At 44.8% G+C, this 19,714-nt stretch carries 20 protein-coding genes; 18 read left to right on the top strand and 2 right to left on the bottom strand.

The genetic code is table 11. The annotated features are described in order from the left end of the window. Positions 1-137 precede the first annotated feature (137 nt). The 9 genes from M3M35_RS02195 to holA all read left to right on the top strand — a co-directional run bounded on the left by M3M35_RS02195 (position 138) and on the right by holA (position 8,245). On the top strand, positions 138-1,331 hold the full coding sequence (locus tag M3M35_RS02195; protein WP_252750392.1) for an FtsW/RodA/SpoVE family cell cycle protein: 1,194 nt from the start codon (positions 138-140) through the stop codon (positions 1,329-1,331). Between the two features lie 14 nt (positions 1,332-1,345). Beyond that, entirely contained in the window at positions 1,346-1,597 is a 252-nt protein-coding gene (locus M3M35_RS02190; RefSeq protein ID WP_252750391.1) for a YlbG family protein, read from the top strand. A gap of 5 nt (positions 1,598-1,602) precedes the next feature. Then, positions 1,603-2,166 carry a 16S rRNA (guanine(966)-N(2))-methyltransferase RsmD gene (rsmD, locus tag M3M35_RS02185; RefSeq protein ID WP_252750390.1) on the top strand — a complete coding sequence of 188 codons (564 nt, stop codon included), beginning with the start codon at positions 1,603-1,605 and terminating at the stop codon, positions 2,164-2,166. After that, positions 2,163-2,645, top strand: a complete 483-nt coding sequence (gene coaD, locus M3M35_RS02180; protein WP_252750389.1) for a pantetheine-phosphate adenylyltransferase — start codon at positions 2,163-2,165, stop codon at positions 2,643-2,645. The genes rsmD and coaD overlap by 4 nt, the downstream gene beginning before the upstream one ends. Next, complete coding sequence (locus tag M3M35_RS02175; RefSeq protein ID WP_252750388.1) at positions 2,638-3,690, top strand: SepM family pheromone-processing serine protease; 1,053 nt, start codon at positions 2,638-2,640, stop codon at positions 3,688-3,690. Before coaD ends, M3M35_RS02175 begins: the two co-directional genes overlap by 8 nt. Positions 3,691-3,760: 70 nt before the next feature. Next, complete coding sequence (locus tag M3M35_RS02170; protein ID WP_252750387.1) at positions 3,761-4,426, top strand: helix-hairpin-helix domain-containing protein; 666 nt, start codon at positions 3,761-3,763, stop codon at positions 4,424-4,426. Between the two features lie 60 nt (positions 4,427-4,486). After that, positions 4,487-4,969: a ComE operon protein 2 gene (locus tag M3M35_RS02165; RefSeq protein ID WP_252750386.1), complete on the top strand. Its 483-nt coding sequence runs from the start codon at positions 4,487-4,489 to the stop codon at positions 4,967-4,969. A 50-nt stretch (positions 4,970-5,019) separates the two neighbouring features. Further along, positions 5,020-7,233 (top strand): DNA internalization-related competence protein ComEC/Rec2, encoded by a 2,214-nt coding sequence (locus M3M35_RS02160; protein WP_252750385.1) that lies wholly within the window; start codon positions 5,020-5,022, stop codon positions 7,231-7,233. Next, positions 7,211-8,245 (top strand): DNA polymerase III subunit delta, encoded by a 1,035-nt coding sequence (gene holA, locus M3M35_RS02155; RefSeq protein WP_252750384.1) that lies wholly within the window; start codon positions 7,211-7,213, stop codon positions 8,243-8,245. Before M3M35_RS02160 ends, holA begins: the two co-directional genes overlap by 23 nt. Before the next feature lie 22 nt (positions 8,246-8,267). Here the strand turns inward: holA and rpsT are convergent, their stop codons facing one another. Continuing rightward, positions 8,268-8,525: a 30S ribosomal protein S20 gene (gene rpsT, locus M3M35_RS02150; protein ID WP_252750383.1), complete on the bottom strand. Its 258-nt coding sequence runs from the start codon at positions 8,523-8,525 to the stop codon at positions 8,268-8,270. 232 nt (positions 8,526-8,757) lie between these two features. On the opposite strand from rpsT, the gene rpsO reads away from it, so the two are divergent. The 8 genes from rpsO (at position 8,758) to M3M35_RS02110 (ending at position 17,448) form a co-directional block, all read left to right on the top strand. Next, positions 8,758-9,027 carry a 30S ribosomal protein S15 gene (gene rpsO, locus M3M35_RS02145; RefSeq protein ID WP_252750382.1) on the top strand — a complete coding sequence of 90 codons (270 nt, stop codon included), beginning with the start codon at positions 8,758-8,760 and terminating at the stop codon, positions 9,025-9,027. Between the two features lie 157 nt (positions 9,028-9,184). Then, entirely contained in the window at positions 9,185-10,891 is a 1,707-nt protein-coding gene (locus M3M35_RS02140) for a ribonuclease J (RefSeq protein ID WP_252750381.1), read from the top strand. A gap of 69 nt (positions 10,892-10,960) precedes the next feature. Further along, positions 10,961-11,860 carry a hypothetical protein gene (locus M3M35_RS02135; RefSeq protein ID WP_252750380.1) on the top strand — a complete coding sequence of 300 codons (900 nt, stop codon included), beginning with the start codon at positions 10,961-10,963 and terminating at the stop codon, positions 11,858-11,860. A gap of 153 nt (positions 11,861-12,013) precedes the next feature. Continuing rightward, a complete protein-coding gene (gene tuf, locus M3M35_RS02130; protein WP_252750379.1) occupies positions 12,014-13,201 on the top strand; it encodes an elongation factor Tu in 1,188 nt (395 codons plus the stop codon). Positions 13,202-13,349: 148 nt separating this feature from the next. Then, positions 13,350-14,666 carry a trigger factor gene (gene tig, locus M3M35_RS02125; protein WP_252750378.1) on the top strand — a complete coding sequence of 439 codons (1,317 nt, stop codon included), beginning with the start codon at positions 13,350-13,352 and terminating at the stop codon, positions 14,664-14,666. A 157-nt stretch (positions 14,667-14,823) separates the two neighbouring features. After that, positions 14,824-16,149 carry an ATP-dependent Clp protease ATP-binding subunit ClpX gene (clpX, locus tag M3M35_RS02120; protein WP_252750377.1) on the top strand — a complete coding sequence of 442 codons (1,326 nt, stop codon included), beginning with the start codon at positions 14,824-14,826 and terminating at the stop codon, positions 16,147-16,149. Next, entirely contained in the window at positions 16,136-16,720 is a 585-nt protein-coding gene (yihA, locus tag M3M35_RS02115) for a ribosome biogenesis GTP-binding protein YihA/YsxC (protein WP_252750376.1), read from the top strand. Before clpX ends, yihA begins: the two co-directional genes overlap by 14 nt. A gap of 209 nt (positions 16,721-16,929) precedes the next feature. After that, positions 16,930-17,448: a TetR/AcrR family transcriptional regulator gene (locus M3M35_RS02110; RefSeq protein ID WP_252750375.1), complete on the top strand. Its 519-nt coding sequence runs from the start codon at positions 16,930-16,932 to the stop codon at positions 17,446-17,448. A 121-nt stretch (positions 17,449-17,569) separates the two neighbouring features. Here the strand turns inward: M3M35_RS02110 and M3M35_RS02105 are convergent, their stop codons facing one another. Next, positions 17,570-17,740, bottom strand: a complete 171-nt coding sequence (locus M3M35_RS02105; protein WP_252750374.1) for an SPJ_0845 family protein — start codon at positions 17,738-17,740, stop codon at positions 17,570-17,572. Positions 17,741-17,889: 149 nt separating this feature from the next. Between M3M35_RS02105 and uvrC the strand changes: the two genes are divergently transcribed. Beyond that, entirely contained in the window at positions 17,890-19,698 is a 1,809-nt protein-coding gene (gene uvrC / locus M3M35_RS02100) for an excinuclease ABC subunit UvrC (protein WP_252750373.1), read from the top strand. Positions 19,699-19,714: the final 16 nt, after the last annotated feature.

Here is a 19,714-nt window from a genome sequence, read left to right as displayed (position 1 = left end):
ATGAACAAGAGCCACTGTGATAGTGGTTCTTTTTCTTTGGAAAAATTTGGAGCTGCAGGATGGCTTGATTGCTGAAACTGAAGTAGTTTATAGTACAATGGACATACTGAAGCAAAAAGAAAGCCGGAGAATGTGGAATGAAAAAGTTTATCAAGGGTTTGGATTGGTATTTATTTTTCCCATACCTGCTGTTATGCGGAATTGGGATTGTGATGGTGTACTCTGCTAGTGCGGGGATTGGGTTAACCCACGGAGGCTTTGCTCCTGATTACCTGGTAAAGCAAGCAGCGTTTGTGGGGATTAGTTTATTGCTACTGGTCCTGGTGTATCGAATGCGGTTTGCTGTCTTTCAAAAACCCTTTTTCCTAGGGATTTTAGAAATTACGTTGCTAGTGCTCTTAGTCTATGTGAAGTTTTTTGGAACGAAAGTTAACGGAGCTGCAGGATGGCTTAGTTTGGGCTTTATTAAGTTGCAACCGGCAGAATTGTGCAAATTTTACTTTATTATTTACTTTGCTAACATGTTTAATAAACGCTCCCGGTTGATTACGCAGGAGGGTATTTTACGGGCCACGTTCCATAATTTCACTCCACTAATAGTTCCAGCACTGTGCTTATTGTTAATTTTATTCCAACCGGATACCGGAGGGTTTGCGATTAACCTGTTTATCATCCTGGTAATGTTCTTAGCGGCTAGTACCGCTAGCAAATTAGTGCCCTGGATTGTCGGGTTGGTCTTGATTCTGCCCCTGTTTTTGATTCACATCGGAAGTGGAGTCATTGCCCACTTTGTTAGTAACAGTCAGAACTACAAACTGCAACGGTTTGTGTCGTTTGCCGATCCGTTCCTGCATGCCCAGACCTCCGGGCAACAACTAATTAATTCTTACTATGCGATTAGTAATGGGGGGATTTTTGGTCGTGGACTAGGAAATTCCATTCAAAAGATGGGCTACCTTGCGGAACCGAATACCGATTTTATCTTGCCGATTATCTCTGAAGAACTCGGATTAGTCGGGGTGGTGCTGATTCTTGCCTTATTGTGTATCCTCATTGTCCGCACGATTGACATTGGCTTTCGGACCACCAACCTGTACTTTAGTTCGGTATGCTACGGAACTGCGGCCTACCTGACGATTCAGACGTTGTTTAACGCTGGGGGCGCGGTGGGCTTTGTGCCGTTGACCGGAGTAACCCTACCGTTTATTAGTTACGGTGGTTCTAGCATGATCACGTTGAGCCTGTGTTTAGGATTGGTAATGAAGATTAGTAGCAAAGAACGCCAACTTAGCTCACAACGCCAACCAGGAATTCAAATTCCGCGACAGTAAGGAGAGACGATGCCATGGAAGCACGCACAGAGTTATTAGTATCGCTTTTTTCGGTTAAACAGGCCAAGCAGTTGCACCGCTTTGGAGATGTGCGCTACGTTTCGCGGCGGATGCGGTATGCCATTTTGTTTGTCAATCAAGCCGAAACGAGTAAAAGCATCCAGAACTTAAACCAACTACGGATGGTGAAAAAAGTAGAGGTGGCTCCCACCCAAACGTTAGCCCACCAGTTTGCGGCTTTAAACGAAGCAGCTGAGGGGGACTAAGCGGCATGCGAATTATTTCAGGAACCTACGGGGGACGAAAGCTGCAACCTGTGCCGGGGACGAAAACTCGTCCTACCACGGATAAGGTGCGCGAATCGTTGTTTAATATGATTGGTCCCTATTTTACAGGGGGCAGTTTTTTAGATTTATTTGCAGGCTCGGGAGCGGTGGCCTTAGAGGCCCTTTCCCGGGGGATGCAGCGAGCGGTCCTAGTTGATCGTCAGTTTGCGGCGGTGAAAACCATTAAAAAGAATGCAACCATGGTAACTAAACCAGATCAGGAAGTAGTGGTTTGGAAGATGCCTGCAGAGCGGGCATTAACTAGACTAGCGGAGCAGCATGAGCAGTTCGAGATCATTTTTCTTGATCCGCCGTACGCCGCCCAACAAATGGTCAAGCAGTTGGCAGAAATTCAAAAACTGCAACTCTTGAAACCACGGGGATTAGTGATCTGTGAAACCGACCACACGGCCGAGTTAGGGGCCCAACCCCACTATCAATTGCTGCGGCAAAAGGATTACGGGTTAACCATGATTTCAATTTATCAAGGAAAAGAGGAAACCACATGAAAACAGCCGTTTATCCGGGGAGTTTTGATCCGCTGACGAATGGTCATTTGAATATTATTAAGCGGGCTAGCGCGATTTTTGATCATGTGATTGTTGCGATTGGGACTAATCCCAGTAAGCAAAGCCTCTTTTCGGTGGCAGAACGCATTCAGCTGATTCAAGCCAGTACCCAGGAACTAGATAACGTTGAGGTAACTAGTTATAGTGGTTTGACCGCTGAATTCGTAAAGTCGCAACATACTAATATCGTGGTGCGGGGAACGCGCGATTCCCGCGATTTTGTGTACGAGCAAGAAATTGCTAATTTAAACGGATTATTGGATGAACAAATTGAAACAATTTTATTATTTGCGAATCGGGATTACGAGTTAATTTCTTCTTCAATGGTTAAAGAAATTAATGCCTTTGGAGGCGACGTCAGTAAGTTCGTTCCGGCGCCCGTAGCCCGTGCTTTACAAGAAAGGAGTAACCATGCGTAAATTTTGGCAAAAAAATCGTAAAACCAGCCTAGCGTTTTTAGTGGCGGCGTTATTAATTGCGATCCTGTGGTTCTTTTTTTGGCCCCTTAACCGAGTTGTGGAAGCTCCCGGTGAGGCCGTGAACATTCAACCGATGGTGAAGATTCAGGGAAAACAACCCCTCAAACAGAATGAATTTATGATCACGGCGGTTTCAATCGCTCCGGCGCGGCCCGTTTCTTACGTGCACCGCTTGTTTGATCCGCACATTGACATTCAAAAAACGAATGATGTGACCGGGGGACAAAATAACGCTGATTTTAACAACGTGCAGAAGGTCTACATGCAAAGTGCCATTAATAATGCGATTACCGTTGGCTTCCAACACGCTAACCGACCGGTAACAAAGCAGTATCATGGTGTTTACATTCTTAACGTTTTCCCCCAGTCCGACTTTAAAAATCGCCTGCGCCCCGCTGATCTGATCGAATCGATTAACGGCCAGCAGCTAACCAAAAGTACGGAATACGTAAATTACATTAAAAGCCTGCCCAAAAACGCACCGCTTAAGATTATGTTTAAGCGGGACGGGCGGCAAATGATGGTTTCTGGTCATAAGCATGACATTGTAAAGGGATTCAATGGGATTGGAATTACCATGATCGATGACATGACGATTAAAACCGATCCGAAGGCCCACATCGATCCCGGCCAAATTGGCGGACCCTCTGGGGGACTAATGTTTGCCTTGCAGGTTTACAGTCAGTTAACCCAGCAACGGTATCAGCTGAAAAAAATCGCCGGAACGGGAACAATTACCAGTGATGGTCAAGTTGGTGAGATTGGGGGCGTAGATAAGAAAATCATTGCGGCTCACAAGAGTGGGGCCCAGGTCTTCTTCTGTCCCTACGTTAAACCAACCAAAACTAATTTAGCGCTCGAGCCGGGACACCAAACGAATTACCAGGTGGCTAAAGCAACGGCGAAAAAGTATGCACCGGGGATGAAGGTGGTTCCCGTTACCTCATTTGATCAAGCCTTAAACTATTTAAAGACGCATCAATAAATTAAAAGCTGAATTCCATAATTGGAATTCAGCTTTTTTGCGTATTTAACGAGGAGAAAGGGGTGGAACAATGGAAAGGATCAGAACAAGTTGGGAAGCATTAGCAGTTAAGTGGAAAATTGCCCTAATTGGAGGGTTGATCAGTCTGGCAATCATTGGAATTGGGGGTGTTTGGCTGTTCCAGTCAGCAGCAGAACCACCAGTGGCAGTGAAAGCCGCTCAAGCTCCCGAACCCGCCACCACAAAACCGAACCAACCCAAGGCTAGGGCTAGTTCGAGTTCTAAAACCAAGGCGCCTGATCGGGTAGTTGTTGACGTGAAGGGGGCAGTCAAGCAACCCGGGGTTTATACTGTTGCCGACAATACCCGGGTTGATCAGGTGGTCCGGTTAGCGGGCGGGTTTTTACCGAGTGCGGATGCCAACCAGGTTAACCTAGCTCAAAAGGCTACTGACCAATCAATTCTCTACGTTCCGAACCAAGGAGAGAAACCACCGATGGGTCCAACCGAGCAGTCCGCTACACCGGCGGGACCGACCGCCGACCGGAAGGTTAATTTAAATCAAGCGGATGCGACCCAATTACAAAGCGTTTCCGGGATTGGGGCGAAAAAAGCCGAAAAAATTGTGGCTTATCGGCAACAAACGGGGAATTTTAAAACCGTGGACGATCTAAAAAACGTACCGGGCTTTGGAGCGAAAACGGTTACCCAGCTGGCAAGTTCGTTAACGGTTTAAGTATCACGTTAGGAGTTTTCCTGCTATACTGAAAGCATTCTAATCGGGAGGAGAATGCACATGGCTAAAAAGAGAATTCCATGGGATCAATATTTCATGCTGCAAGCAATTTTAATCTCCAGTCGGAGTACTTGTGAACGGTTGTCAGTGGGGGCGGTCTTAGTCCGCAATAAGCGGGTAATTGCCTGTGGTTACAATGGCTCGGTGTCTGGCGCTGACCACTGTACAGAAGTGGGCTGTTACCTCGTGAATGGGCATTGTGAACGGACCATTCATGCTGAAATGAATGCCGTATTGCAGTGTGCAAAGTTTGGGGAATCCACCGATCACGCTGAAATTTATGTAACTGATTTTCCCTGTTTGCAGTGTACGAAGATGTTATTGCAAGCGGGAATTAAAAAGATTAATTATCTACGTGAATATCATAATAATGAATATGCGGAACAACTATTACAACAAGAAAACGTTGAGGTGAAAAAAATCACTCTTGATCCCCAACGGGTTGCTGATCTACCTTTTGCTGATTATCTTTCCATTGAGTAACGATTAGACAAAACTTTGGAGTTTTTCCGGCTGTGTTATGGGCCCTCATTTTGTGGACGCTATTGGTCGACGGGTGGAGTGGCAGTTTGCTGACCGGGTTGTGGTTAATTCGCCTGTGGCGGCTCCAGCTCCGCCGGTTTTTAATTTTAAATCTAATTAGTATGGTGATTCCAATTGTCGTGGGGTGGCATGCCCAACACGTTGTTCAGGTGAATGAACGTGCGATTGCCCAAGCAGGCAATCAGGTTCAAACTTGGGAATTACTGGTACTGCCGGATCAAGTGGTTAATACGAAGACGAGTATGCACGGAAGCGGGCAGTTGGAAAGTCACCAGCGGGTCTCATTTCATGGGCAACCGCTAACTAATCAAGGAGAACGTTTGCATCATTGCGTGCGGCTTCGTGTCCAGGGAAGCTTGACGCCCAATCAACCGGCTTCTAACTGGGCCGCCTTTGATTCCCAGTCCTTTGCCCGGGGTCACGGACTTAGCGGGGATCTCCGGATCACAAAAGTTGCAGTGGTTCAGCAAGTGCGCCCACCAACGATAGCGGCCTGGTTTCATGAGTGGCGGGCGCGGGAGTTACGCCGCACCAACCAACTTCCACCTCAGTTACGTGTGTATGTCCAAAGCCTCCTGTTTGGGGTGCGGACTGCGGATTTTCAAGCTACCAGCACGGGGTTTAAACGGTTAAATTTGATTCATTTATTTAGTATTGCCGGGTTACATGTTTATGTATTACTTAACCTGTGGTTCTTTGTAGCAACGATGGTTCGAATGCGCAAATCACATGCAGAACTCGGGGCGATGTTATTGCTCCCTTTGTATGCCGGGGTGGCCGGCGGCGCCATTGGCCTAGTTCGAGTCATTCTAGTGGTTGAACAACGGTACTGGGCCAAGCTAGGGAAGTGGTCGCGCAGCGGTCTTGATTATTGGGCATTTGCACTGATGATCTTTGTGGTGGTTAATCCCTGGCTGATTGGTCAACTTGGCTTTCAGCTCTCTTTTTTGTTGTCATTTACCATTTTCTATTGTCAGAAAACTACCAACGTGCTGAAAACGGTCATGTTAAACTTGGTCAGTCTGCCGCTGTTGTTAGCTTATTTCTTTGAGTGGCACTGGCTATCAATTATTGCTAATTTAGTCGTCGTACCGTTCTTTACGGTTGGGATTTTTCCGTTAATCATCAGCAACTATCTGTGCTATTTAATCTTCAAAGTCCCGATTTGGGGTACGGAGCCATTGTTGCGGTGGTTGACTCAGGTTACCGATCAGGTTGCCAGCCTGCCGGGCGTTTTGCCGTTCGGACAACCGCCGTGGTTTCTGGTTCTGTTGTTAGTGGGGACGACGTTGTTATTGATTGAAAATTGGACGTGGAAACGCCTCGGTTGGCTTTTGGTACTCTATGGGGTGAGTTTTTTAATCATTCATTATCCTCTGAATGGTGAAGTGAGTTTCTTTGACGTTGGCCAGGGTGATAGTATCTTAGTCCGTGAACCCCTCAATCGGACCGTGACGCTAATTGATACCGGGGGCAAACCCAATTTTTTTGCCCGGCAGGGGCAACCAACGGTCCACCTGGCCCCAACGATGACGATTCCCTATTTAAAAAGTCAGGGAATTAGTCGGATTGATAATCTTTGTTTGAGCCATCAGGATGCCGACCACATTGGGGATCTAACCTGTTTTTTAAAAACCATGGAGGTAAAACGGGTGTTAATCCCGTGGGGAATGGATCGCAACCAGCATTTTATGCATAAAATTCGTCCTGAGCTTCACAACACCCAGTTAATCGGAGTTAAGGCTGGTCAGATTGTTCCCGGCACCCACCTCCAGATTCTCCATCCGTATCATCCGGGGTTAGGAGAAAATCAAGATTCAATGGTTCTTTGGGGGCAGATGGGCGGGAAAACGTGGTTATTCACGGGTGATTTACCCAAAGCGGAGGAACGGGAGCTTCTCCAGCACGATCCGCAGCTTCGGGCGAACGTGTTAAAATTAGGACATCATGGTAGCAAGACGGCTTCTGATGATCGGTTTATTGCAAAGTTGGCGCCACAGGTGGGAATTATTTCCGCCGGTCGGCAAAACCGCTATGGGCATCCCAATCAGGAAACCTTGGTAACCATGAAACGACATCATGTTCGGCTAATCAGTACCCAGACGGCCGGAATGATTCGGTATCGGTATGGTTGGTTTGAATTCCGACCGAAATTTGAAACAAAGTGGAAGGACACCCAGCATGGCAGTGAACCAAGCAATTGAACAAATTAGTCAAAAGCCCCAGCCAGTGTATCTAGTGCTGGGCAGAAATGAATATTGGGAAAGCCAAATTATGCACCAAGTGCAGCAGCTCATCCCAGAATCAGAACGAACGATGAACTATGCTACGTATGATTTAGAGGAAACGCCCCTAGCCGTGGCTTTGAATGATGCCTGGTCGGTGCCTTTTTTTGGGGACCGGCGGGTGGTTGTTATGCAGAACGCTACGTTTTTGACGGGGGCCAAGCCAAAGGCGAGCGTGAAGCACGATGTTGATGAGCTAATTAAGTACCTGCAGGCGCAACCGGCAGAGACGGTGTTGGTGATTTTCGCTCCCTACGAAAAAATTGATAACCGAAAAAAGGTGACCAAGCAGCTCAAAAAAAGTGCCACCGTCATTGATTTAAACGCGGTTTCTGAGCGAGAAACAACTCAGTTTGTACAACAGTTTATCCAAAAACAGCAGTATCAAATTGAGCCTGATGCCCTCACGGAGTTGATAGCCCGAACGCAGGGGGACTTAGCCCAGATCATGAATGAACTCCAGAAATTACTGCTCTTTTGCCAGGATGAGCGAACCATTACCGTGGCGGTTGTGGATCAGTTGGTCGCAAAGTCCATGGTGCAAAATGTGTTCGAACTTGTGAACGATCTATTAGCCGGCAAAACCAATGCAGCCATCCAGTTTTACAACGATTTGGTAACCCAACGTGAGGAACCTTTAAAAATTAATGCCATTTTGGAGGGTCAATTTCGGTTGTTGTTGCAGGTCAAGGTTTTACGGGGTCAAGGACAGAGCCAGAGTATGATGGCACAGAAATTAAAGGTCCATCCGTATCGAATTAAACTTGCCGAACGGTTGCTTAATCGGTTTACCCTGGAGTATTTGGAACAGGCATACCTTGCGTTGGTTGCCATTGAGCACCAACTAAAAAGCAGCTCGGCTAATCCGGAGCTGCTCTTTGAAATGTTTGCAATTCGTTTTAGCCAGACAAAGGCGAAAAAAAACACTTAGCAAGTTTGCTAAGTGTTTTTGTTTATAAAGCGTTCTTAACGCGAGCTAAGTGTGCTTTTTTCCGGTTAGCGTTGTTAGCTTTGATCAAACCTTTTGATTTAGTGTGGTCAATGGCAGCGATTGCCTTTCTGTAAAGGCTGTCGATGTCTTCAGCATTATTTACGCTAGCTTTTTCAAACTTTTTGATGGCACTACGCATTTCGTTCTTTTCAGAAGCGTTGCGTTTCCGTGCAATTTCGTTGGTTTTCATCCGTTCGATTGCTGATTTAATAACTGGCATGTTTTATTCACCTCCACTTAGTGAAATAAGCTCATCTATTTCACAGTTTAACAAGCCTAATTATACAAAAAAGCCAGTATAAATGCAATACCTCGCGTTGACTAACTAATGTCAGGGTTGTTTTAGCTTGCGAAAGAGTGTATAGTGATGTTTGGAACTTATTCTTAGTTTTACGAGTCACTGACGTAACACTCAGAATAAGGGATGAGAAAATAGAAAGGTGGAAAATAAGATGGCTTTAACTAAGGAACAAAAGACGGAAATCATTAACAAGTACGCTAAACACGATGGCGATACTGGTTCGACGGAAGTTCAAATTGCAGTTTTAACTGCTGACATCAACGAAATCAACGACCACATGAAGACCCACAAGAAGGATTTTCATTCCCAACGGGGCTTGATGAAGAAGATTGGTCACCGTCGGAACCTTCTTGGTTACCTACGGAAGAAAGACGTTCAAAGTTACCGAGAACTAATTAAGAGTCTTGGTCTTCGTCGTTAAGATTCGACAAGAAAAGGGTTGCGCACTAGGTGCGGAACTCTTTTTTTCTGCCTAATTTTCTTTAAGTATGTTACACTGATTACTAGTTAGACTAAGGACGGCTAGAAGCTGGTGCTTCTGAAAAGAAATGAAATTAGTAATTTGAGGTGTACAAATAATGAAAAAAAACGTCAAAATTATTCCACTTGGTGGAGTGCGTGAAGAGGGGAAGGATCTCTTTGCGGTTGAAATTAACAATAATAGTATTTTTATCCTAGATTGTGGCTCCAAGTTTCCCCTGGATGAAATGCTGGGAGTGGACTACGTGATTCCTGATTTTACCTACTTACGGGAAAATCAAGACAAAATTGTGGGAGTCTTTTTAACCTCGGGACAACTAGATTCAATTGGCTCGTTACCATATTTTCTGAGCGAATTTGACGTACCCGTGTTTGGAACCGAATTAACCATTAAGTTGGCCGAACAACTGGTAGCTAAAAATAAGCAAGCGAAACATTTTCACGACTTTCATATCATCAGTGACAGCAGCGAAATTGTGTTTGATGATGGGACGGTGAGTTTCTTTGGCGTAACCCACTCAATTCCGGATGCGGTTGGAATTGCAATCCAAACGAAGCTCGGGAGTGTGGTTTATTCCGGAGACTTCAAGTTTGATCAAACGGTGCCTGCAGAATACCGGGCCGACTATTCTGCAATTGCAGCGGTGGGAAAGCATAAAGTCTTGGCCTTACTGTGTGACTCACGAAATGCTGAGGATCAAGGAACGGTGGCCGAGGAACAACAGGTTCAAGATTATCTAATCGATGTGTTTGACTTTCAAGCCAGTCGGATTATTGTCACCTGTCTGGCGGACCACTTACTCCGACTACAAGAAATTATCAACGCCGCCGCAACGACAGGGCGAAAGATTTTCTTTGCAAATGACAAGTCAAAGTCCATCTTAGAAACGGCGCTTGCAACTGACAAAGTGAAGAATCCAGATCCAAACCTCTTTATTCAATCTGAAAAAGAGTTAAATCAGTTAGCGCCTGAGGACGTCATCATTTTGCACATTGGTCAACCGGGCGAGGCAATGCGTTCCTTAGCTGACATGGCCAGTCAACGGAATCCACGCGTTCAAATTCAGAGTGGGGACTTAGTGCTCCTAGCGACAACTCCATTCCGGTCCATGGATAACGAATGGGCTCGGACCCGCGACTTGATTTATCAAGATGATGCCACGGTAACCAGCATTAGTGACAACTTAAACCTTGCTAGTGACGCAACGCGAAGTGACATCCAAATGATGACTAGTTTGACGCATCCAAACTACTTTATTCCGGTGCAAGGGGAGTATCGTCAGCTTCAGGCAGCGGCGGAAGCCGTTTATGCAACTGGAATGCCTGCCGATCGGGTAATCATTCCGGCCAAGGGTGATGTAATTGAGTTTGACGAAAAGGGAATGCAGTTATCCCAAGCAGTTCCCGCTTCCGATACCATGATTGATGGAATCGGAGTTGGCGACATTGGTAACATTGTGTTGCGCGATCGAAGTGTGCTTGCCCAAGATGGGGTCTTCATTGCGGTGGTGACAATCGATCGAAAGAAGAAGCTGATTGTCGAAAAACCCAAGGTTACTTCGCGCGGGTTTATTTACGCAAAGTCGAACCAGGCCTTGCTTAATGAAGCTTCGGATGTAGTCGAAAAAGCGGTGCGGAGCAACCTTGACAATAAGGACTTTGATTGGGGCTTTTTAAAACAGGATGTGCGTGAAAAGCTCAGCTCGTTTTTATACAAGAAAACGGATCGGCGCCCAGTGATTCTTCCGGTAATCATGGAAGTTAACCAACACCACCGGCGCTCTAAGAACAAAAAGAAGAAATAAATCGTTAAGAATTGGGCGTGCCCAGTTCTTTTCTTGTTTTTCGGGTTAGGAGCGAAAGGAGAACCAGTTATGAACGACCAACAACGAGAACAACTCCAAACAGCTCAAGCTCAAGTTAGTGCTGGTCACTACGCGGACGCCACACCAACGCTACTTAGGTTGTATGATGAAAGTGACGATGAAGCTGTGTTAGCTCCCTTAGCGCATAGTTTTCTCGGTCAGCACCAAATTACCGAAGCCAATCGGTTAGTTGATGAACATTTTGCTTTCTTCGTGACCCAGCAGTTGGGGTTGTTAACGGAAGTCTTACTAGCCGATCGGCGGTTTGTCGAACTGCACATTCTGTTAGCGCAGTTACCAGCTGTACAAACCGAAGCAGAACGGACCGAGCTCCAGGCCACCGAAACGACGGGAACGAATTTAGACGAAGCGGGGGAACGCCAGTTTAAACACTTAGGAGCATTTACTCCTCAAGAACAACAGGCCATCATTGCACAGGCGGAACATCTCCCGTTGGCTAATTACGTAGCAGCAGCAGTTACTAACCTCCGGGATCCCGATGTGTATCCAATTTGGCGCTTACAATTGCTGAATAACTTAATGCGGTTACGGATTAAGACCCCGGTGTCATTTATCTGGATTGACCAGCAAACTTACACCGTCCAGCCAGATCAGTTAGTAGAAGTTACCGAAACAACTGCTTACGAACAACTACAACGGTTAGTTACTACGAAGTATGGGCAAGTAGACCCAATTAAACAGACACAGCTAATGAGCTTGATGCAGGTTGAATTGCAAAACTTGTACCCATTTATTGATCGCATCATTACGGATCCAAAACAATGGTTAGAGCAGTTGGAACGGCAAAGCCAAGGTGAGCCGCTCGAATCAGCCACATCATCGGTGACCAAGTGGTTAACGTTAATTGAAAAATTAATGGCAGGATTAATTAGCGAAAAAGAAGCGTAAGTGTTTACAAATTAAGGCACAGTGGATATAATATGATAGTGAATTCTTTGAGGGAATACCCTTTATCTTTTCCTATAATGTTGTATAATAGGTGTAAAGATACTTTGGTGTTTATCAAAGGACATCTTACGAAAATCATAGGAGGGTTTCATAATGGCAAAAGAACATTACGAAAGAACAAAGCCCCACGTTAATATTGGTACTATTGGCCATATTGACCACGGGAAGACTACTTTAACTGCAGCAATTTCAAAAGTATTGTCAGAAAAAGGTTTGGCACAAGCCGAAGACTTCTCTGATATCGATGCTGCTCCAGAAGAAAAAGAACGTGGTATTACTATTAATACTGCCCACATCGAATACGAAACTGAAAAGCGTCACTACGCTCATATCGATGCTCCTGGACACGCCGATTATGTTAAAAACATGATTACTGGTGCTGCTCAAATGGATGGTGCGATCTTAGTTGTTGCCGCAACTGATGGTCCAATGCCACAAACTCGTGAACACATCTTGTTAGCTAAACAAGTTGGTGTTGACCACATCATTGTCTTCTTAAACAAGACTGACATGGTGGATGATGACGAACTGATCGACTTAGTCGAAATGGAAGTTCGTGAACTATTATCAGAATATGGTTACGATGGTGACAATGTTCCGGTTATTCGTGGTTCTGCTTTGAAGGCCTTAAACGGTGACAAAGAAGCTGAAGACCAAATCATGAAGTTGATGGACACTGTTGATGAATACATTCCAACTCCAGACCGTGAAGAAGACAAACCATTCTTGATGCCAATTGAAGACGTATTTACGATTACTGGTCGTGGTACTGTTGCTTCAGGTCGTATCGATCGTGGTACTGTTAAAGTCGGTGACGAAGTTGAAATCGTTGGGTTAGTTCCTGACATCGTTAAGACGACGGTTACTGGACTTGAAATGTTCCGTAAAACGCTTGACCTTGGTGAAGCTGGGGACAACGTTGGTGCTTTACTTCGTGGTGTTAACCGTGACCAAGTTGTTCGTGGACAAGTTCTTGCTGCACCTGGTTCAGTTAAGACTCATGAAAAGTTCACTGCCGAAGTGTACATCATGACCAAAGAAGAAGGTGGACGTCACACTCCATTCTTCTCAAACTACCGTCCTCAATTCTACTTCCACACCACTGATGTTACTGGTGTAATTGAATTAGACAAGGACAAAGAAATGGTTATGCCTGGTGATAACGTTACATTCCACGTTGAATTAACGAAACCAGTTGCCATTGAAAAAGGAACTAAGTTCACTATTCGTGAAGGTGGACACACTGTTGGTGCCGGTACTGTTACTGAAATCGACGACTAATTGTTCCTACGTAAAAGGGTCGAAGACATTGTCTTCGGCCTTTTTATATTGGTGGTAAATGTTTACATTTAGGGATGGATACGTTAGAATAGGAACGTATCTTAATTACTTGAAGAAACGTTCGTTTTTTCATGTTGGAGGAATATAAATGGCAGAGTGGAAAAAAAAAGAAGCAAATAAAGGTGAATTAACGTTCGAAATTGGTCCTGATCAAATTAAATCAGGATTGGACCAAGCCTTTCAAAAGAATAAGAAAAACTTGAACGTTCCTGGATTTCGGAAAGGAAAAGTTTCCCGTCAAGTTTTCGATCAAATGTACGGTGAAGAAGCTTTATATCAAGATGCCTTAAACATTGTGCTTCCCGAAGCATATGCCGGAGCCGTTGCTGACGCCGGGATTGATGCTGTTGGTCAACCTCAAATTAGTGTTGAATCAATGGAAAAAGGGAAACCATGGGTATTAAAAGCAGAAGTAAGTGTAAAACCAGAAGTTAAGCTGGGTCAGTACAAGGGCGTTTCCGTTCCCAAGCAAAACACCCGGGTTTACAAAAAGGACGTTGACGCTAAGTTAGATTCATTACGGCAAAGCCAAGCCGAATTAGTGTTAGTTGATCGTCCGGCTAAAGAAGGCGATACGGTTACCATTGATTTTGATGGCTCCGTTGATGGTGACCACTTTGAAGGTGGAAAAGCAAATAACTACGCCTTAGAATTAGGATCTGGTTCCTTTATCCCTGGTTTTGAAGACCAACTAATTGGTCACAAGGCGGGCGATGAAGTTCAAGTTAAAGTTACGTTCCCAGCTGATTACCAACAAAAGGATTTAGCTGGTAAGGAAGCAATCTTTGACACGAAAGTCCATGAAGTTAAGGAAAAGCAATTACCAAAACTGGACGATGAATTTGCTAAGGACGTTGATGAAGACGTTGACACCCTTGACGAGTTGAAAGAAAAGACGAAAAAAGAACTCAAGGAACAAAAAGAAGCCAGCGCCCACGATACGGTGCAAAATGATGCCATTAAGGCCGCCGTTCAAAACGCTACGGTTGAAGACATTCCACAAGCTATGTTGGATGAAGACATTCAACGGCAAATGGATCAGTATCTAGCTGGAATCCAACAACAAGGAATTTCTGCTGACATGTACTTCAAGTTGACGGGTACCAGCCAAGATGACTTGAAGAAACAGTTTGAAGCAGGAGCACCAGAACGGGTTAAAACGAGCTTAGTCTTAGAAGCCATCGTTAAGGCAGAAAAGATTGAACCAACCGATGAAGAAGTAGCACAACAAGTTAAAGACCTTGCGGAACAATACGGAATGAAAGAAGAAGCCGTCCGTGGGGCACTATCCGATGACATGTTGAAACATGACATTGCGATTGAAAAATCAGTTGATTTGGTAACTGATAGTGCCAAACAAGTTGCTGAAACCGATAGTAAAGACGATGACAAGGACAACGACTAGTTCGACTTGTTACGGGAGAAAGATCATGTTGACGTCTGTTCAACATGGTCTTTTTGTATAAACAAACCTTTTTGCAAGCCCCGGGCTTTATGGTATAGTTTGAAAGGTACTTTTTGACTTAGATGAACAATTAATGAAGAAGTAAGGGGACAGAATCATGTTTGATGACGACGAAAATAACAAAGCAGTTCGCTGTTCATTCTGTGGTAAAACCCAGGATCAGGTTAAGAAAATTGTGGCTGGTCCCGGTGTGTACATTTGTAATGAATGCATTGATCTGTGCGACCAAATTATTAGTGACGAACTTCGTAATCAAGGTGGCAGTGACGACATTAACGTGTTAACACCACAAGAAATCGTGGACCGGTTAGATGACTACGTAATTGGGCAAACGGAAGCGAAAAAGACCCTTGCGGTAGCGGTCTACAATCACTACTTACGGATTAAGGATCTTGATCACGACGAAGCCGAAGACACCGATGGTGATGAAGCTGCTTACCAAGCCGTGGAAGCTGATACCGAGATTCAAAAGAGTAACATTTGTATGATTGGGTCAACCGGGTCCGGAAAGACCTACATTGCCCAAACCTTAGCTAACATTATCAACGTTCCTTTTGCAATTGCGGATGCAACGACGTTAACAGAAGCCGGCTATGTCGGTGAAGACGTAGAAAACATTCTGCTGAAATTATTGCAGAATGCCGATTTTGACGTGGAACGAGCTGAAAAGGGCATCATTTACATCGATGAAATTGATAAGATTGCCAAGAAAAGTGAGAACGTCTCCATCACCCGGGATGTGTCAGGGGAAGGAGTGCAACAATCCCTCCTGAAGATTTTGGAAGGGACGGTTGCTAACGTTCCACCAAAGGGCGGGCGGAAAAATCCCCAACAGGAATTTATTAAGATTGATACTAAGAACATCTTATTTATCGTTGGGGGGGCGTTCCCAGGCATCCAAAACATCGTCAAACAGCGCCTTGGAGATCAAACCATCGGCTTTGGCTCGAAGCACCATGAAGTTCTAAAGGAAAGTGATGATGCGCTAATGCAGCAAGTTATCCCAGAGGACCTCATGAAGTTTGGGCTAATTCCAGAATTCATCGGTCGGTTGCCAATCTTAACGGCCTTAAACAAGCTTGATGAACACGACCTAGTACGGATTCTGACTGAACCCAAGAACGCCCTCGTTAAGCAGTATCAAAAGCTGTTGGCACTACAAGGGGTCAAGTTAACCTTTGAAAAGCCAGCCCTTCAAGAAATGGCTCAGGAAGCAATTAGCCGTAACACCGGAGCACGGGGATTACGTTCGATTATTGAAAGCGTGATGCGCGATATTATGTTTATCATTCCGAGTCGCGATGACATTGCCGAAGTAATCGTAACCAAAGACACGGTTGTGAACCATTCGGAACCAAAACTAGTTTTAAAAGCAAAGGTGAAGGAGTCTGCCGGAAAGGACCACGGAGATGAAAGTAACTGATGTTGAATTAACCATCAGTGCGGTTGATCCGAAGCAGTATCCTACGACGGGTTATCCCGAAATCGGCTTTTTAGGTCGGTCAAACGTGGGAAAGTCATCGTTGACGAACGTGCTGATGAATCGGAAGGATTTTGCGCATACCTCGGGGCAACCGGGAAAAACGCAAACCTTAAATTTTTATGCGATTAACCATGAACTCTACTTTGTAGATGTTCCCGGTTATGGTTATGCTAAGGTGTCCAAGCAGGAACGGGAAAAGTGGGCTACCATGATTGAAACCTATTTAACCCAACGAAAAACCCTCCGCGGGGTCATCAATTTGATTGATGGCCGGCACCAGCCGAGTGACTATGACTTACAAATGCGTGATTGGCTGGACTTTTATGACATTCCAGTTTTGTACGTTGCTACCAAAGTGGATAAGCTCCCCAAGAGCAAGGTTGCCCAGCAAAAACAGTTACTGCGGCGTGAGTTGGAACTCGAAGCGGATGAACCGCTGGTGATGTTTTCCGCTAAAACTAAGGTTGGTCAAGCTGAAATTGAAGCGTGGATCACCCAACAAATTCAATAACTAAGCAAAACCCAGTGAGAAAAATCCCACTGGGTTTTTTGTTGGCGGAAATAAAGTGGAATAGTAAAAAACTAGTAATTTTTACATTGCAATGAAATATTACACAGTGGTATAATAAAATGTGTGAATAATGCAACCACACTTGCAATCATGCCCCCTTATTGAAATAAAAACCGGTTAACGATTGTTAACCAGTAAAAGGAGAAATCATGGCAACCGATCGGAGAATTTTAAAAACCCAAGCTGCCATTGCAGCGAGCTTTAAACACCTATTGGAAACGAATGATTTAGAACACATTACCATTAAAATGATTTGCGATGAAGCCAACATTGGAAGAAAAACGTTTTACCTGCACTTTTCGGATAAGTACGAACTGATGGACCAGTTCTTAAACCATTACCTAGAGGAGCTGTTTGCGGCCTGTCAGGATTTAGAGATGAACAATGTCGAGGCTAAAGCCCGTATCTGGGTTAATTTTTTCCAGGAAAATCAGGTTTTTTTCTCAAGTTTGTTTCAAAGTAGTGCTTCGTACTTATTTCGCAAGAAATTTTACGAATTTACGCGAAAATCGCTCATGGACAAAGATCTGAAGCTTGATCCCACGGAGGTTGATTTTATTGACTATGGAATCGATGGCCTCATGGAAGAAGTCGTCGTGGAAAATAAATTTGCTGATTTACCGCAGTTAGCCCATAAAATTGCCGAGATCCTGCTTAAATTTTATTAGGTAGAGTCCATGATAACCGAGCTTGACAAGCCTGCGGGAACCGCCCATAATTAGAACACTTGTGGCCGATGAATCTGAAGTCAAACAAAAAGGGGACTGACTATCCAGTAGTCAATCCCCTTTACTTATGGTCCTTTTTGAAGAATCGATCATGACGTTCTGCTTCGGCATCACGATCTTCGGTTTCGTCTTTTTTTACATAATCACTGCGCTGATTATTTTTTGGATTAATCTTGGCAAACTTGTTCAACATTTCATCCAAATCAGCCTGTTTATTAATGTGTAAGCCCATTGTGTTCACTCCTTTTGCTCCCATGATAGCAAAAAGGGAGCTGCTTGTCATTTAGTTACCTAGTTAAGTACGGACGTTTGGTTATACAAATGAAATTAATTTATTTATAATTAAATTTGAGAACTTTTGGTTAGAAAGGAGGAACGCTAGTGGCCTCTGAACACATCGAAAATAAGTTAAAGCTCCTACCAGAGAAACCGGGAGTTTACATCATGAAGGACCAAAACGGTAAGGTCATTTATGTTGGCAAGTCTAAGAATTTAAAGAATCGAGTCCGCTCCTATTTTAAGAGTCGGCAGTACGGCCGGCGGGCGAAGTTGGTTAAAAACATTGCCGATTACGAAACGATTATTACCGCAACGGATAAGGAATCGTTTCTCCTAGAAATTACCTTGATCCAAAAGTACCGGCCGTACTATAACGTTCGATTGAAAAACGGAACGGGTGGTTATCCGTACATTAAGATTACCAACGAAAGGGATCCGCGGATGCTAGTAACGAGCTACATCAAAAATGATAATGCCTATTACTATGGTCCGTATCCAAATGTGTACGCTGCCGATGAAACCCTGAAGTTTTTACAAAAAATGTATCCGTTACGCCGGTGTAATGGCTATCAGGGACGGGCGTGCTTGTATTATCACATGGATCAGTGCCTCGGTGCGTGCTTCCGAGAGGTTCCAAAGGCCGAGTACCAGGCCCAGATTAAGAAGATTAAATCATTTTTAAACGGGAATGTGACGGAAGCCAAACAGATTCTGACGGAGCGCATGAACAAGGCAGCCGCCAACTTGGAGTTTGAACGGGCAGCAGAAGTGCGTGACCAGTTAAATTACATCCAGGCCACGGTCGAGAAACAAAAAATCATTTCCCATGATTATACGCAACGCGATGTCTTTAATTTTTATGCCAATAACGGCTGGCTGTCGATTCAAGTCTTTTACATTCGTCAGGCACGCTTAATGAAGCGGACTAAGCGCTTGTTCCCCATTTTAAGTACGCCAGAAGAAGAACTAACTAACTTTATCGTTCAGTTCTATGATCAGCAGGGGAAGGTCAAACCACGAGAAATTTTGGTGCCGGAGGAGATTGACACGGATGTGATTACCGAATTAACTGGAATTCCAGCCCGCACCCCAGTCCGTGGTCAGAAACGGGCTTTACTCCTAATGGCGCGTGAAAATGCGAAGTATGTATTAGATGAAAAGTTCCGGTTGTTAGAAATGAACCAGAAAAAAACGGTGGGGGCCGTTAAAGAACTTAGTCAGGCGTTACAGCTTCCACCAGTGAACCGCATCGAAGCCTTTGACCACTCACACATTGATGGGGCAGACCTCGTGTCGGCCTTAGTCGTTTTTGAAGCCGGTAAACCGAATAAGAACATGTACCGGAAGTATAAACTTAAGACGGTTGATCACGCGGATGAAGCGGCTAGTACCCGTGAAGTGATTCGGAGACGGTATACCCGGTTGCTCAAGGAACACGCTGACTTACCCGATCTGATTTTGATGGATGGGGGCGAGATTCAGTTAAATGCTGCCCGAGACGTCTTAGAGAATGAATTAGGCTTACAGATTCCGGTGGCGGGGATGGTAAAGAACGTCAAGCATAAAACTGCTGACTTACTGTATGGTGATAATGATCAGCACGTTGATTTAGATCCGCACAGTCAGGCCTTTTACCTCGTTCAGCGGATTCAAGATGAAGTGCACCGGTTCGCAATTAGCTTCCATCATGACTTACACAGTAAGAATTCGATGACCTCGCGATTAGATAGTATTAAAGGGGTGGGACCGAAAACTCGCAATAAACTGCTTCGCACGTTTGGGTCCATGAAAAAAATTGAGGCCGCCTCGGTTGAGGAGTTACAGGCACTGGGAATCTCAAAGACGGTGGCGCAAACCATTCACTATTCGTTTGCAAAGCAGGTTGCTGCCGGGCAGTCATTACAAAAATAGGTAAACACAGAACGGA

Origin of the sequence: Fructilactobacillus myrtifloralis, assembly GCF_024029335.1 — a bacterium.
GTDB lineage: Bacteria > Bacillota > Bacilli > Lactobacillales > Lactobacillaceae > Fructilactobacillus > Fructilactobacillus myrtifloralis.
Note: the sequence above shows the minus strand (reverse complement) of the source record. Positions and strands in the feature narration are given on the sequence as shown.

Coding starts and splice junctions, on each gene's coding strand:
- M3M35_RS02195 (WP_252750392.1), top strand. CDS start 138: ATGAAAAAGTTTATCAAGGGTTTGGATTGGTATTTATTTTTCCCATAC.
- rpsT (WP_252750383.1), bottom strand. CDS start 8,525: ATGCCAGTTATTAAATCAGCAATCGAACGGATGAAAACCAACGAAATT.
- M3M35_RS02165 (WP_252750386.1), top strand. CDS start 4,487: ATGGCTAAAAAGAGAATTCCATGGGATCAATATTTCATGCTGCAAGCA.
- rsmD (WP_252750390.1), top strand. CDS start 1,603: ATGCGAATTATTTCAGGAACCTACGGGGGACGAAAGCTGCAACCTGTG.
- M3M35_RS02110 (WP_252750375.1), top strand. CDS start 16,930: ATGGCAACCGATCGGAGAATTTTAAAAACCCAAGCTGCCATTGCAGCG.
- M3M35_RS02105 (WP_252750374.1), bottom strand. CDS start 17,740: ATGGGCTTACACATTAATAAACAGGCTGATTTGGATGAAATGTTGAAC.
- coaD (WP_252750389.1), top strand. CDS start 2,163: ATGAAAACAGCCGTTTATCCGGGGAGTTTTGATCCGCTGACGAATGGT.
- M3M35_RS02135 (WP_252750380.1), top strand. CDS start 10,961: ATGAACGACCAACAACGAGAACAACTCCAAACAGCTCAAGCTCAAGTT.
- tuf (WP_252750379.1), top strand. CDS start 12,014: ATGGCAAAAGAACATTACGAAAGAACAAAGCCCCACGTTAATATTGGT.
- holA (WP_252750384.1), top strand. CDS start 7,211: ATGGCAGTGAACCAAGCAATTGAACAAATTAGTCAAAAGCCCCAGCCA.
- tig (WP_252750378.1), top strand. CDS start 13,350: ATGGCAGAGTGGAAAAAAAAAGAAGCAAATAAAGGTGAATTAACGTTC.
- M3M35_RS02170 (WP_252750387.1), top strand. CDS start 3,761: ATGGAAAGGATCAGAACAAGTTGGGAAGCATTAGCAGTTAAGTGGAAA.
- M3M35_RS02175 (WP_252750388.1), top strand. CDS start 2,638: ATGCGTAAATTTTGGCAAAAAAATCGTAAAACCAGCCTAGCGTTTTTA.
- yihA (WP_252750376.1), top strand. CDS start 16,136: ATGAAAGTAACTGATGTTGAATTAACCATCAGTGCGGTTGATCCGAAG.
- rpsO (WP_252750382.1), top strand. CDS start 8,758: ATGGCTTTAACTAAGGAACAAAAGACGGAAATCATTAACAAGTACGCT.
- M3M35_RS02140 (WP_252750381.1), top strand. CDS start 9,185: ATGAAAAAAAACGTCAAAATTATTCCACTTGGTGGAGTGCGTGAAGAG.
- M3M35_RS02190 (WP_252750391.1), top strand. CDS start 1,346: ATGGAAGCACGCACAGAGTTATTAGTATCGCTTTTTTCGGTTAAACAG.
- clpX (WP_252750377.1), top strand. CDS start 14,824: ATGTTTGATGACGACGAAAATAACAAAGCAGTTCGCTGTTCATTCTGT.